General features: G+C 41.1%; 14 protein-coding genes. All 14 read right to left on the bottom strand.

What is annotated here, in order from left to right; genetic code table 11:
• Positions 1 to 2: 2 nt before the first annotated feature.
• The 14 genes from PGY05_RS10000 to PGY05_RS10065 all read right to left on the bottom strand — a co-directional run bounded on the left by PGY05_RS10000 (position 3) and on the right by PGY05_RS10065 (position 12,807).
• Entirely contained in the window at positions 3 to 146 is a 144-nt protein-coding gene (locus PGY05_RS10000; protein WP_165854655.1) for a hypothetical protein, read from the bottom strand.
• Between the two features lie 416 nt (positions 147 to 562).
• Complete coding sequence (locus tag PGY05_RS10005) at positions 563 to 826, bottom strand: cold-shock protein (protein ID WP_270475806.1); 264 nt, start codon at positions 824 to 826, stop codon at positions 563 to 565.
• A gap of 93 nt (positions 827 to 919) precedes the next feature.
• A complete protein-coding gene (locus tag PGY05_RS10010) occupies positions 920 to 1,432 on the bottom strand; it encodes a hypothetical protein (protein ID WP_117500902.1) in 513 nt (170 codons plus the stop codon).
• Positions 1,422 to 2,027, bottom strand: a complete 606-nt coding sequence (locus PGY05_RS10015; protein ID WP_270475808.1) for a hypothetical protein — start codon at positions 2,025 to 2,027, stop codon at positions 1,422 to 1,424. The genes PGY05_RS10010 and PGY05_RS10015 overlap by 11 nt, the downstream gene beginning before the upstream one ends.
• A gap of 13 nt (positions 2,028 to 2,040) precedes the next feature.
• Positions 2,041 to 2,694, bottom strand: a complete 654-nt coding sequence (locus PGY05_RS10020; RefSeq protein ID WP_118622872.1) for a hypothetical protein — start codon at positions 2,692 to 2,694, stop codon at positions 2,041 to 2,043.
• 1 nt (position 2,695) lies between these two features.
• Complete coding sequence (locus PGY05_RS10025) at positions 2,696 to 3,130, bottom strand: zinc-finger-containing protein (RefSeq protein WP_118622874.1); 435 nt, start codon at positions 3,128 to 3,130, stop codon at positions 2,696 to 2,698.
• Between the two features lie 93 nt (positions 3,131 to 3,223).
• Positions 3,224 to 4,189, bottom strand: a complete 966-nt coding sequence (locus tag PGY05_RS10030; protein WP_118622876.1) for an RNA-binding protein — start codon at positions 4,187 to 4,189, stop codon at positions 3,224 to 3,226.
• Positions 4,190 to 4,333: 144 nt separating this feature from the next.
• Complete coding sequence (locus tag PGY05_RS10035; RefSeq protein WP_270475810.1) at positions 4,334 to 4,618, bottom strand: hypothetical protein; 285 nt, start codon at positions 4,616 to 4,618, stop codon at positions 4,334 to 4,336.
• Between the two features lie 16 nt (positions 4,619 to 4,634).
• A complete protein-coding gene (locus tag PGY05_RS10040; protein WP_270475811.1) occupies positions 4,635 to 6,470 on the bottom strand; it encodes a VirD4-like conjugal transfer protein, CD1115 family in 1,836 nt (611 codons plus the stop codon).
• A gap of 80 nt (positions 6,471 to 6,550) precedes the next feature.
• Positions 6,551 to 7,555 (bottom strand): DUF6017 domain-containing protein, encoded by a 1,005-nt coding sequence (locus PGY05_RS10045; protein WP_118622880.1) that lies wholly within the window; start codon positions 7,553 to 7,555, stop codon positions 6,551 to 6,553.
• Positions 7,556 to 7,588: 33 nt separating this feature from the next.
• Entirely contained in the window at positions 7,589 to 8,650 is a 1,062-nt protein-coding gene (locus tag PGY05_RS10050; RefSeq protein WP_118623120.1) for a hypothetical protein, read from the bottom strand.
• A 176-nt stretch (positions 8,651 to 8,826) separates the two neighbouring features.
• A complete protein-coding gene (locus PGY05_RS10055) occupies positions 8,827 to 9,540 on the bottom strand; it encodes a DUF6100 family protein (RefSeq protein WP_207733111.1) in 714 nt (237 codons plus the stop codon).
• On the bottom strand, positions 9,503 to 10,054 hold the full coding sequence (locus PGY05_RS10060) for a DUF5697 family protein (protein WP_117500895.1): 552 nt from the start codon (positions 10,052 to 10,054) through the stop codon (positions 9,503 to 9,505). Before PGY05_RS10060 ends, PGY05_RS10055 begins: the two co-directional genes overlap by 38 nt.
• A gap of 149 nt (positions 10,055 to 10,203) precedes the next feature.
• Entirely contained in the window at positions 10,204 to 12,807 is a 2,604-nt protein-coding gene (locus tag PGY05_RS10065; RefSeq protein WP_270475845.1) for a VirB4 family type IV secretion system protein, read from the bottom strand.
• Positions 12,808 to 12,852 lie beyond the last annotated feature (45 nt).

The raw sequence follows: 12,852 nt of genomic DNA on the forward strand, positions 1-12,852 counted from the left end.
GCTTATTTCAAAATTCCAGTCACCATCAGGATATTCTGGATTCTTCCGTTTTCAATCTCAAAAAGATAACCATCCTTGCCCATTTCCGTTAATGTCATAAGATCCAGCTCATTGATACCGTCCCACATTACTTTGATTGTCTGCATATTGTTCCTCCTTTTCTTTTGCTTTTCTCTGCGACATCATACCTTGTCCTGTGGTATTTCTTTTCTGCACAGCCTGACGCTGCCCATACCTCTTGTTGCTTTCATTCGTCATCCTCCTTTCTGAAAAATGGACACAAAAAAAGACACAAAAAGATTCTTTTACTTTTTGTATCTTCCTTATAGACAGTGTCCTTTTTAAGTGTGTTTACACTTCAACTTTAACTTCCGGTTCTGCCGGAACAAAAAATTAAAAACTCTGCCTGTTCTTAGCCTGAACCTGCATAAATTTTAATTCAATCTAAGATTAGCACAATATATAGTTATTGTCAACTTATTCATTCTATATATTGTGTTTAAATTTGTTTTTTCAAGAGCCATGACGCAAGATATAGTCACAGCTCTTTTTAAGGTGCTTCTTATGTTTCTTCCGACATGCCTTCCGAATCGGTCAATTCTTCATCTCCTTGGGAATCTGCCGGATAGATTTCTTTTGCAAGTCCTCTTCCCTGGTCATCTTCCTCTGTCCGGAAGGTAACTGCCTGCCCTGTTTTTAGTTTCCGGAATCCCTCTGTCTGGATTTCGCTGAAATGTGCAAAAAAGTCATTTCCCTTTTCATCTGTGATAAAACCATATCCTCTCCTTGCGCTGAACCATTTGACTGTTCCTGTTTTCTGTGTCATAATCATTTCTCCTTTTCTAATCTTATTATCTCGTGTTGGCGCCACACGAAACAGGGCGGCATGGACTCGAACCATGCCCTGACTCCCCTTGCCCTACTCAATTTCTTCCGCCCCATAATAAGAGCCTACATTTAAAGCAGCATCTAACTTTTGGATTCCAAATAGAACCCCCTGCTTTCTTTTGTTAAAATAGAACCGATATTTCTTCCCAATTGTAAACTGATGTTTCTTATCCATCAGTAACACAGTCTGTTTTCCGTCAGAAAGACGGATTCCCACTTTACAGACACGCCCGGGAATGCGTTTTCCCTTTATCTCATACACCGTTCCTTCGATTGTCTCATATTCCTTTTTCTCCCCACACCGTAGCAGATGGAACGCATATCCGATTCCAGACAGCCACATAACGACTGACCATGCAATAAAACTTGCTGAATCCATCTGCCTTCCCATATAACTTCCAAGAAAAAGAGCAAGAAAAGACAGAGCGCCTATTTTCAGGGCTCTGTCTGCTAGTACATTGGGAACCTTTGAAAATCCTTCCATGCGCTGATTGATATAATCGGCAATACGTTCCCGTCTGTTCATTTTTTTCTTATGCTTCAACAGTGACCTCCTTTACTGAACGGATAAACAGTATTTTCTTCTGATACAGAAGAGACAGCATTTCCAGTATTTCATTTGGCTGCTCTGTGGTTTCTAAGTAATACCTTACCTCTCCGCATTTTTCTATTTTAAGTAGAAATTGCCGGTACCTTTCTTCCATGGGTTCTTTTTTGAATACTCTTAGTGCTTTCCAAAAAGGTGTGCCACAGGCAAAGCTTTCACAAAACATCAAAAAACGTTCTCCGCTGTTTCTCATCACTCTTGCAACTATCGCATTCTGCAGCATGTTTTCTGCTGCTTCTTTTTCTGTTTCACATTCACAGAATGTAATCAGTCCCCTAGTGATCAGCCTCCGGAAGCAGAAGTTAAATTCATCCTTTCCTGTTTTCCCATCCAGATCCTTTTCCGGAAATACAGCCTTTAACAACTGTACCATCCTCCCGTAAATCTGTGTTTCTTCCACGAATGACCAAAGCAGCGCATTCCAAATAAAGATTTCCATACCGGATAATATTTTGTTCTCCGTTCCAACCTGTACACAAAACAGCCCTCCCGGATGTTCCATTTTTACCCCCACAGCCGTATACCATCTCATCATGTTGCCCTCCTTACAAAATCCCCAGATTCAAACAGACCTCTAGGATTAGATATACCGCCCCTGCACAAACAAAAAACATCCATCCCTTATGCGATTGTTTCATATCCCACACGGTCTGATATTTTGTACCTACAATCCGGACTTTACCGGGAACTTCCCAGCGAAGTCTTCGATAGAACTCTTTAAATTCTTCATGGCGGTATCCCAAGGACCTGACACAGAAAATCTTCCGCATCTGTTCTTCTCCATTTAACAGAATAAAACTTTTCTGGTTTTCATCTCCATGTACGACCACATAGAACTCAGGGACTCCTCTTCTGCTGCCTTCCACGATCTTTTCAATTTCCTGATAAAAAATACGGCAGGCTTCATACTGTCCATTTTTCTCTGGCTGGTATACTGCCAAAGAGTCTTCATCCAGTTCCAGATAGCACCGTTCCGCTTCCATAATCCGTTGGTTGATTTTCCATGTATAATACAGCAAAAAAATCATTCCAACAATAAGAACTGAAAGAAAATACAGATTTTCCCAATTGCCATACCCATATGAGATGAAAAGAAGTAAAACAACAGATACGATTCCACAAAGTCCTGCCGCCCCCAAATACAGGTCTCTTCGATCCATCAGTTTATAAACATCATCTTCTTTTGCCATCAAACGCATATCATGCCCCCTTTCTTTTCTGATGCCATTCGGCTAATTCATTACATACCCGAATTGTTTCCTCACAGTAATACAGGGAGAACTTTGCAATATGCATGTCTTTTTCCCGAAGGCACAGCTTATTCTGCAGCCAGATATAAGCACTCTTCTTTGTCATGTATCCCTCTTCCAAAAGGGTATTCAACGCGCGGTGTGCTAAAATCCGTTTGTTACGAAGCTGTCCATCCGCCAGTTCCCCTTTCGGCAGAAGTGATTTTTTATGTGCACCCACATATGCATCGCAGTTATCAGGATACCCGTCACACACATAAAGATAACTTTCTGAATCCAAATTGTCACTGCCATACACATAAGATGCCGGGTGCAGCCTTGCCATGCGGCCACAATACGGACACCGTACCCGGATATTTTCCGGTTTCTGTCTTTTCTTTTTCATTAGTACCGCCTCCTGTCAAATGTTTCTTTTAGTTTGCAGGTATTGTAAACAATCTGTTTTCTGTGAGTCAACAGTATCCCTACACTTTTTTTCTTATGCACCACGTTTGATCATACGGGTAATAATGCCTTCTGCCACCTCAAACTTATCGTTAATTCTGGTAACAACAAATCCCACCTCGTCACGTTTTGACGGAAGGCTTGCCATATTACAGGAATGCGCAACTGCATTGACGCCAATATTAAGCCGGATAAAATAAGTTCCTTTATATACATCAGTAATGATACCCACATATTTTCCCTGACGCACACACCGCTTCAGATTATCTTTATTGACATTGGCAGTTGCACTTTTGGCATCTACGGAAATTTCCATTTCTTCCACTGATCGGATATTAATTTGATTCACCATCACGAGTGTAAGATCTCCCACCTGGAATTTCTCACTAGCATCCACCATCCATTCCCATGCCATATCCCTTGCACGCACAGAAACCTCCACGCCGAACACTTCTAACCGGACGACTTTTGGAGCAACTGCAATGACACGTGCTTCCACAATCCTTCCTGGGTACAGCATCGGTTTTTCTTCTTCATCTTCATTGAAATAGAACATCTGACGTTTTTTCAGCATGGCATCTTTTCTTGACGCAACTACGCTTCTGCTCTGTTCATCCAAATCACGAATGATGAAATCAATGTCACTGCCAAGCATATTATTGGCAATCCTTGTCTGCCTGTTCAAGGTATCTGAATGCTCTCTTCCATCTCCCGAAAGATTGATCATCATCTCATCCATCGGAATTAAGATACGGAAACCGTTGTAATAGGTAATCGCTACTGTCCATCCGCTGTCCAGTTTCTCAATACCTCCAAGTTGTCCGGTCAAAATTTTCTTCGTGCGGTGTGCGTTCAAAAGCTGATGCCATCTGGCATCCTCCTGTTCTTCCATTGTTTCTACATGGGAATCTACGTCAATCGTTAAGATTCCTTCCGATAACACCGCTCTTGGTATCCCCTGCTCTTCCATCTTATTAACTGCTTTCTTTAATTCTGCCATTGTAAACCTCCATTCATCCTAAAAAGGGCACAAAAAAACAGCCCTCTGGCTGTCTTCTTATGCCCTATCACTATTTTACAGATACTATTTTATACGGACCACATTCGAATGTCAATTCCATCACCATTGCAATACAGTCGCATATCAGATGCAATCTCGTTTCATTAACTTTTTCAGCCCGTCTTGATAACGGATTCTGGAAAAATACCACATCTTTCCCTGAATTTCTACCAAAACCCTGTGTTTTAAAAGATATTCCAAATTTGCCTCTTCTGGATTATCCCGTTGCCAGCCTGTTGCCTTATAAAAGTCTTCCACGCTGTCATAAACCTCGATACAAGTTTCTGCAAGTTCTATTTTTTCTGTTTCATGCTCTTTCAAGTATATACCAAACTCCAGTTCCAATATTTTTATAAATCCATATTTCACAAGGGAGTTTCTCAACCTAAGCCTCCTTTCCTTCAGACGAAACAGGCGCAAAGAGTTCTTCCACTTTCATCACTCTTTTTCCCTCCTGCTGCCTGCTCTCTTTGATAGCCTTCTGTTTTTCAGATTTCTTAATCTCCGTATCAAGCATAAGCGGCTCGCTATCTTCCTGACACGATACCTTTTCCTCTAACGGTTTCTCTTCCTGTTCAGTATGTATCTGAAAATCACACTTTTCCTTTTGCCACTTTTCAAACCACTCCGGCACATGCTCCTCCACTTTTTCCAGTTTCATATATTGGGCATCCGGATGCTCCAAATAGTCCATCTTTTGAAAACGGCATACCCTCTGCCCACGGATAATCAATAGCCCCTGATTCAGTGGGAAACGTAAAATTTCATCCGGGAGAAGCAGCATTCTCTTTCCAAGTGACGTTGACTCGGAATACTCCGGCACGTAGTCGGTTGCACGCAGAGTATAGTAATTCTTTCGTATGGAAGATACCGACACAGTGATTTCTCCTGTTCTGTCACTATAATAGGATGCCGTCGTCATATCATTACAGCCTAAAAAGATCGAAAAGTCACATCCTCCTAAAATTTCTTCCCACTGATTATCTGGATACCGGTTCTGCAGCTGTGGAATATTTTGAAACAGAATACTCATGCCAATTCCCCTGCTTCTTGCTGTTGCCAGTTTCTTTTTAAAATCCGGTACAACGCCAAGATTTGGGAATTCATCCAGTATAAATTGTATCGGCACCGGCAAACGTCTTTCTTTTGTACGGTCAGCATAACGCACCAGCTTGATACTTAGAAATGACGTAAACAGCGTGGCTAGCATATCAAAAGTACTGTCCTGATCGGAAGTAATACAAAAATATGCACATTTTTCCCTTCCCGGCAGCGACAGGTCAATTTCATCATGACTGGTAATCTGTTGTACCAGTTTATTCTGCATAATCTGCAATCTTGTTCCGAGTCCCAAAACCGCATTTCCCTTTACCTTCTCAGCCTTCGCAAATAGCTGGTACGGACCGCGTGCAGGGTGATGTGTCGGCAGCCTTTCAAAAATAGCATCCAGCATATCTACACTTTTGTTAATCAAAAGTTTATAAGCTTCCGGAAATGTTCTCTTCTCCGGTGGATACTCATGAAACACATAAAGACAAAGTGCTTTTAAAAGATCCATTTCCGTATTGTCATAAAAATGGTCGAACTTATCCGTTGTATTACGGATTACTACATCACAGAATACGTCTATCAGGCTGCCGTCATCAATTTCTCCAAGACAATCCCATGCATCAGAATGTTCTAACTGGATCAGGTTTAACTGTTTCACCGTATACCCGCATTCCCGGCAGTAAGAGGACAAATCCTCGTATAGTTCTGATTTTGGATCTGTCAGATAGATGCTTTCCCCCCTGCGGATGCATTGTAATGCCATTACACGCGCAAAAGCTCTGGACTTCATGCTTCCCTGACTGCCACATACAGCAAAATTCCGGTTAAGTCTGGACTCAACCGGAAGACTTATTATTTTTTTATCCTGGATGTCTCGCCCAAATATCACACCATCTACCTTTTCCAGATTCTTGTCGGTTCTTAAAACCTGACTGCGTTCCTCTTCCCCCATAAACCCTGCTGTTCCGTATGTTCCCTTTTGAGAGATTTCAAAATTCCGTTCATCATAACTTTCTTTGCCCGAACCTCTCCAGATAATCAGTCCCGCAATTATACCAAACAGAAAAAAAGCAACAATTGAGCACTGTATTCCTGCCGCCGATGATATACCATGTTTAATTGTATCTATAGGCTCTAACCTCACTACTGATTCCATGAACAGTTGTTCCATAAATCCGCCCACATATAAAACCAGAATAAAAAATGCTGCTGTCAGTCCTATGATTTTTAAAACTGTAACACCTTTCCGGTCTATTCTTCCACCTCCTTTACTGTATAACTCTCTGTTGCCATATGATGCTGTACAAGATTCCCGTAATAGGTCGAAATGGTATGAACAGAATTATATAGGGCAGTTACAAGAAGTGCCCGAATATTGCGTGCCTTTGTCTGGCTCTCATTCATACTGTGCAATACAAACTCAATATGATTTTTGGTGATTTTATGAAATTGTCCTTTTACCACCTGTGCTGGTTTTTCCTCCCTGTTTACGCGGATAGTTTTAGAACTGGAAGTCAATATCTCCACCATAATCCCAAGCAGTTCATCGATTCTTTCATCGTATGGATTATCATTTTTCAATGCCTCATAATCAATCTGTGCCTTTACCATATCTTCCACATACTGATAAGACTGATAGAAATCTTTTGTACGGTAATCTTTTGCTGTACTCTCTGTATATGTTTCACTGGTTTTCGTGCCACCTCCCACAAATTCCGGGGATACCCTCTCACTTATTTCGGTGACACCCCTCCCCGATTTCGGTGAGACGGTATCCGGCGGACACCTGCCTCTTGCCTCTGGTGTCCCTGCTTCAGCTTCTTTCGGATACGTCAGATGCTCTAAAACTGTTACGTTCAAATCCAAAAATAATACATTGGACACAGTTTGTCCTTTGACCTCAACTGTTCGGAATACCCTGCGCACAACACCCAGCTTTTCAAGTTCTACAACTGCATTCGTAGCATCACGCTTGGTAATCCCAAATTGATCTGCAAGCTGCTGGTAACTGCGTTGCAACATATCTGAATGGAATTTTTTTCTCAGACCAATCAACTGCCCTGTCATTTCATCTCTGATTTCTACCGCCCGATACCAGTACACAATATCCGCCAGTATAATGATTGCATTTAAATTCGGTTTCCCCGTTGGTTTGCGGATTGTCTTATACCAACTGACGGGGATTACGTTTCCGGATATCTGCAGCCGGCTCATACAATCTACCGTAAGACTGCCCGTTTCAAACGGACCGTTCATGCCCGCACCTCCTTCACCGCATGAAGGACAGTATTACAATCCTTCTAAATATTCCATAACCTTTTCTGTTAAAATTTCAAGATATGACACCTCCTTCCCAAAATAGTATTCCAATATAGATTTTTGATAAGAAAAACACAGAATGGTTCCCTGCTTTTTCCACCCCAACTCCTGTTTTACCCGTAACAGATGCCGAAGTTCCAGTTCGTAACAAAAATAGACCGGGTTCCCTGTCTGATCTGTCCCTGCACTCACCTGGTATTCCCGGGTTCCCGGTTGTTCCAGTATTCCACATAAGAACCGGTACAGTCCGATTTGCTTTTCTTTGTCTGTTAAGAGTTTCACTTGGATTTTTGCACTCTCAATGGTGGGAATGTAGTAATAATTTTCGTAAATATCGTCTACTTGAAATAGGTTCCCCTTTATACCACCGTCACTTTCCAGAAGTTCTACTAAAAACTCTATGGTATCCCCCATAATGACCGCATCTATCCTTTTGAGTGCACCAGCTTTCATACATTCTCGTTCTACAAAGCTTCGCATGGAACGCTCCATTTTCTTCGCCCACCGCATTTTCTGTGCCAGCGTGTGATAAATAATATAGCCGGACTCCCCGGACAGCATAATCCCACAAGCTCTTGAGCCTTTGATTGCATCTGTCAATCCTTTAAACTCCAAACTTCCGTAATATGCCGCTTGCCCCCTCCCATTTTCAGAATCGGAACAAAACAGTTCCGGTTTTTGGCTTCTGAAGATAGGAATACCCGTCTTCCAAAGAAAGACCCATACCTTGCTCATCCGGTGCAAACGGAGACGTTTCTCAATTTCCGTCTTCACATGGTTTGTCTCCACTGACCCCTGTAAAAAAGAAGCAGCATCTTCACTATATTGTGAAAGGACATATCTCTTACCCTTTGCACGCAGCACATATCCTTTATACCCGGCTTTATTTCGCACAGAAATATATCCCTCTTGTTTTAGCCTGGTAATAACCGCAGCGGTATAGGATACAGATCCTATGATGTGTTCAGCAAGGTCTGCCGGCATTTCTCCGCTGACTGCTATCATCAAAAGTAACGTATCCTGTTTTCGCATATAACCTCCTCCTTCCATCGGTTCTCCTTTTTCAAAACAGTACCCTATCTGCTTGACACTTAGGTACTATTTACTTTCTGACTCCCGAAAAACTTTGCTTTTTCTCTATTTTTCTTCCACTTTTCTGCTATCGAAAAAGGTGCTCTGACAGCAGGAGTATTTTTCGATACTGTTTTTCACATTTTTTGAAGCCATTTTGGAAAGTTTTCTGTATCCATAATATAAACCTCTGTTGCATCCTGTTCTGCCATTCTGGTAATGTGGTAGGTATCCACATGCAGACCGCTATCTGATGCCAGAAAGAAATTTGATATCACATCCAGTACGTGTTTTTCTTCAAAATTATCGTGATCCCGAATGCGTCCCAGCGGTAAATCCCGGTTATACAGATGTACAAAGCAAACAGTACATTTCTCATATTCCGGTATCCTTTTCTGTTCCTGATTTTGACAGATACACCACTGTTTAAATGCGATATATAAAGGTTTGTACAGATAATCGGTATAGTGTTCTTTCCGGTGCGGAATCAGAACCGGCATAATGATTTTTAAAATTTCATCGGAATAATCCATTTCAATCCCATGTACAGCCACAAGTTCTGACTGATACTGTTCATATTTCACCTGATCCAGCACGACTTCTAAGGATAAACGCCTCAATTTTTCTGTTAAACGCTCCCCCTTTTTCGACGATTCCAGTATCATATCTGTAAAATTTTCATAACCACTTTCCGTTTTACATCTGGAATATGCGATCAGAATATTTCTGGCTTCTGCCATAAGCTCTCCCACCTCTGAGGTCATTTTCTGTGCTTCATCTAACTGTTTTTTCACCTTTTGAAATATGTCCTGATTACTGGCTTTCTTTTTGATAATATTCGACTTCACCATCCCCCTTTACCGTGCAATATCCAATCACATCCGGAATCCGAATCTTCGGGATACTTTCCGGTTCTTCCACTACCACAACATGCCCGCATCCGTCTATTTTTTTCCGTACAAACAATTGATTTGTCAGTTCAATATCCTCCGGTGCAATATAAAGGATGTCATATATTTCTCCGTCTCCTACAAAAATAATCCGTATCGGATATTCCTCCTTAGATGCGAGAAAATGCTGCTCAATCTTCTTTTGATTCATCAGGTCAATCAGTACCCACAGGCAGGTACTTATCCCACGTTCCCATGCTGTATGTGCAGATTCATTAGCAGCCACCTGTTTTGTTTCGTTATTCACATATATCATGCGGTCTTTTTCCAGTACCTTTAAAGCCCGCCCAACAAATCTTTCCCGTCCGTCTTTTTCAAAGTAAGCATACAACTGACTCTTATCCAGCACGTTATATTTTTGAACCAATTCTTTTAATTCCCGTTCCACGTCTCTCTGCTTATTCTGATTTTCCATAATGCCTGTATCCTTTCCAAATAATCATAGTTACTTAATGACATATAAAAAGCGCATTGTATGACAAGTTATTACCTGTTTTCTTTCGCAGATAATCTTGTGACGCATACAACAACGCTTTTAATACGCATTATTACAAATCTGTTCCGCTATGTAGTCTGTTTTCCGTATGCCTGTTGTCCATACTTCTGCAGACGCTCCTTTAATTCCTGCAAGTCCTTTCTGTCCGTTGTGATCAAGTCTTTTTCTAACTGACTCGCCTTAAAATCTACGATTAGATTATTGCTGTTCGTAGAAATCAAACCTGTTCCCCTTTCAAATCTTGTAATGGACATTGCTTCTGCTTCAGATAAATCAAGTTCCTCCCGTATATTCTCTGCTTCGCTGGTCTCCATGTTGAGAATGATTTTGGTCTTTGAGTTATTTAAGATTCCCCTTCCAAATTTGCCACCTTTTAATGCAAAGAAATCCACGAGATCCTGTGTTGCACAGATTGCAGAGCCGCCATAAGCACGAATTACTTTGAAAATCTCCAGCAGGTATTCTCCTGCCAATTCATTTGACACCAGGAGTTTCCAAGCCTCATCTACAAAAATTGCCTTTTCCACAGTTCTGTCCTCTTTTGCCTTCGCCCAAACAAAATCCAAAGCAACAAACATTCCAAGCAGCAGATCGCCGGAAAGCTCTGAAATATCCAGAACTACATATTTATTTGATAAATCCACATTTGTTTTCTGGTTAAATGTTGAAGCAGAACCATGTACCAATCGGTTTAAAATATTAGCCATTCTCCGGCACTCCCTCTTTCTGAGCAGAACCTCATACAGATCACCCAAAATCGGCATATCTTTGTATTGCCCCGGCTTGTCTGGATTTTCCAAACTTTGATTATCGTGCGTAATCCCTTTTTCCGCATAGGTAATTACCAATGCCTCATCTAAAAGCTGCTTTTCTTCGTGACTCAAATCCGGAATCAGTAAGCTGAAGAAAATATGCAGACTTTGTATTTTCATTGCCAGTTCTGAGCGTTCTACTGTGTAACCATCTAATATTTCACTGGCACTTGTATCCGTGGGACGAATTTCCATTACATTGATACAATTTGGTGAAGCTGGAGAGATCTGTATAAAAGCCCCTCCAATATTATTACAGGCTCTCGCAAACTCATGCCCTTTATCCGGTGCAATAATAAATACCTGTACATTCTTTCTTCTTAAACGCAGTGCCATTAACTGCATGGTAAAAGTCTTACCGGCGCCGGATGTCCCCAAAATGGCAATGTTAGCATTCTTATATATTTTCGTATTGAAAATATCTACGATTACTAGTGAATTGTTTGCTTTGTTGACACCCATCATAATTCCGTCTTTGTCCGACATTTCATAGGAAGTAAATGGATAGCAGCTCGCCACTCCGGAAGTCAGTACATTCCGCTTTGAACGTTCATACAGTTTCTTATCCAGATACAATAAAGGCAGCGAAGACAAAAACGCATTTTCTTCACGAAACATACAGCTTATCACTCCGATATCCTGAGAGTTCAATAGCTTTGTCATTTCTTTTACACGCCACTCGACTTCTTTTGCGCTGTATCCTGTAATAGTGATCAGAGTGCTCATATAATAAAAATCCTCACTCCCGCTTAACCCACGTTTCAGATAATATCCTGCATGGATAGACTCACTCAGATCATCAAAATCCGTATTGGTGTCATAGGTATCTTTAATTTTGGAACGATTTAGACGGATTCTTCTGCCGATACGTTCCATGGATTTACTTTTATCCTGTCGGAAAAAGAAAACATCTACATCAATTCCTTCACCTGCATTGATCAATAGTGACAGCCATCCCGCTGGTACTCTTGTCCTGTATTTATGGGAAGGTATCAGAAGATAACTGTAATACATACCGTCAATGACAAGATGACTCCTGTGCCGCATATCCATTGTTTCAGGTGCAATCAGTTCAGTAACCGGAATGTAGCTGATACTCTCCCTACCATTCTCTCTCTGGTAATACCTTGCTACTTTTTTTGTCCGTTCCTCCAAAGTTTCATACACACTCGTCTTTCGATTTAAAATTTGATACAGGACATCCACCAGAAAACGGGTGTCATTTTCATATTCCAGTACAACATTCCCACATTGAGAAAGATACTTTTTTGCAGTCTGTACTACTGACCTCATGTAAAGCAGTACCTCCCGCTCTTTTGGATTTTTGTTATTGTTATAGGACTGATATTCAAACACCATAAAAAATCGTCTGGTAATTGCCTCTTTTCTTCCCAAACGCTCAATGAGTTTCGCATAATCCTCCTGAAGCAGCTTTACCCTGTGATCCGGTTCCCGTTCTGCCTCTTCTTTGATTTTTTCTATATACTCCGAAATATCCGCTTTCTTGGATACCACTTTAAACTGTATTTTAACAGGTGCTATTTTTAAGTAGGACATAAAAGACATAATGATATTGCGTTGTTCAGATGAGGAGCGCAACAGGAAGTTGATCGGCAATATTTCTATCAGTTTCACATATCGGTGATCTGTTGTATAGATAACCCCGTTTTTTATCTGACGTATCGGAAGATATGAGGATACCCAGGTTACCGGAAGTAAGTCCAAGTCCGGTTTTCGTTCTTTTTTCTCCTTTCTCCGATCATCTCTTAAATTACTGATATTTTCTTTTTCTTTATGAACTTCTGGCTTGTCCAGCTCTTTTTTCAGCTTCTTTTCTTCTTTCATCTGAACTTTTCGCATCCGTTCTTCTTCCCGGAAACGTGCCTGCTCTAACTTCTGCTGCTT

It is taken from the genome of Coprococcus sp. AF51-11b1, assembly GCF_027682785.1.
Classification (GTDB): domain Bacteria; phylum Bacillota; class Clostridia; order Lachnospirales; family Lachnospiraceae; genus Allocoprococcus; species Allocoprococcus comes.